This is a genomic window from Bacillus sp. AFS041924 (assembly GCF_002577195.1).
Classification (GTDB): Bacteria; Bacillota; Bacilli; order Bacillales; family Bacillaceae_G; genus Gottfriedia.
The window spans coordinates 1-1,564 of the sequence record NZ_NULG01000158.1 but is presented as its reverse complement, the minus strand read 5'-3'; the positions used below and the strand labels follow the sequence as shown (position 1 = coordinate 1,564).

The 1,564-nt window shown below is 34.5% G+C and carries 1 protein-coding gene; it reads right to left on the bottom strand.

From position 1 onward, the window contains the following. Positions 1 to 74 precede the first annotated feature (74 nt). Entirely contained in the window at positions 75 to 1,430 is a 1,356-nt protein-coding gene (locus COC46_RS21820) for a transposase (RefSeq protein ID WP_098811989.1), read from the bottom strand. Between the last annotated feature and the right edge of the window lie 134 nt (positions 1,431 to 1,564).

Sequence of the window (1,564 nt, the reverse complement as noted above, 5' to 3'; positions counted from 1 at the left end):
TTGAATTAATTTCATAATGCATTTTTTTATTAAGTTCAGACCTCCAGAATATCTGTATTAACTTTTTAAAAATCTTATGCTACTTTTAATTGGTTTAATTTAAGTGCTTGATTGATTCGATCTACTGCTAATTTGGTACAGTTAAATACAAGTGTCGCTAGGCTTAGATGGAGCTTAGCCTTTGCACCTGTTCGATGTCGTACATTATTCAACTGGAAAAATTCTTTTAAATAAGCATTTACTCTCTCAACTGATGTTCTTAATTTAAAAAGTGATTTCCACTTTTGCGTACCCCTCCCTGGAGCTGCGTATTTTCTTATGTCAGTTTCTTGTCTGATTTTATAGACCTTTTGACAAAGGGAATCCTGGGCTAAGGAACAACTTTCACATTCTTTTGGTCGCTTGTATTTTAAAGTTTTATACTTAGGATCAAAGCTATCATAACGATAAGAATGCTCAAGTACGCATGTTGGGGCAAAGTTCTGATCGAACCCTACGTATTCACCTTCATTCTTTTTATTGTACGCAATAATTGGTTGAATCTCTTGAGAGAGTGATTGTTGGTAAATCGCTTGATAATCATAACCTGCATCAAAAATACTATAGTTCAGTTGAAGAGGTAATTTTCCAATTGCCTTCAATAAAGGAATGGCGGCTTTCCCATCATTTAAACTTCCTGAAGAAAGATACGATTTAAGAATATATTGGCTACTTGTTCCAACAGCCAAATGAGCTTTAAAACCAAACCAGTTGGTGTTTTTTCCTTCGCTATTTTTCTTGATACCCCACTTCGGTTGAATTGGCATTTCAGCTTCTAATTCTTCTAGTGATACATCAAGTTGGTCGGCGATTGTTTTTTCATAAATGGATTTATTTTCATTTTCAGCCTGTTTTTGTTGATCATAACGTGCTTTTTCAGCCTTTGATTTTCTTCCACGTTTCTTTTTTCCAGGCTTGGATTTCTTCTCTTCTTGAACAGCTCGATCACGAGACTCAAAGTGAGTGGCATCAATTGAAACGCTATCATCAGAAATAAACCCTTCTTTAATTGCTTGAAGGACCAGGGTTTCTTTGACAGTTTCAATCAAAGAAGACTGACTTAATTTTTCGATTAAACGTGAAAACGAAGCTTCAGACGGAGTGGCATCTGAAAAACAAAAACCACAATCATATCGGAAAATAAAATCATTTTCTAATCGCTTTACTAAGTCTTTTATCGTTGGAATACGATCAACGATACGAGCGATTAAAGAATAAATCATCGCGTGAACGTTTAATTCGGTCGGTCTTCCATAAATTGATTTTTTACTAATAAAATGTACGATTGGATCAATATTAATCGTTGAAAAAATAGCTTCAAAGCGATTTGAAGCATTCATTTCTAATAAGTCCTGTATACCGAATAGGCTCTCTTGTCGTATAATGGTCATAGGGAGTCTCCTTTTCAAAATCTGTGGGAATTTGTTTGTCGTTATTCAAATTATACACGATTTTGGGGAGTTCCTATTTTTTTATGCCTTTGAAAGCCTTGGTACATAAGGGCTGGTATTTATGAAATTAATTC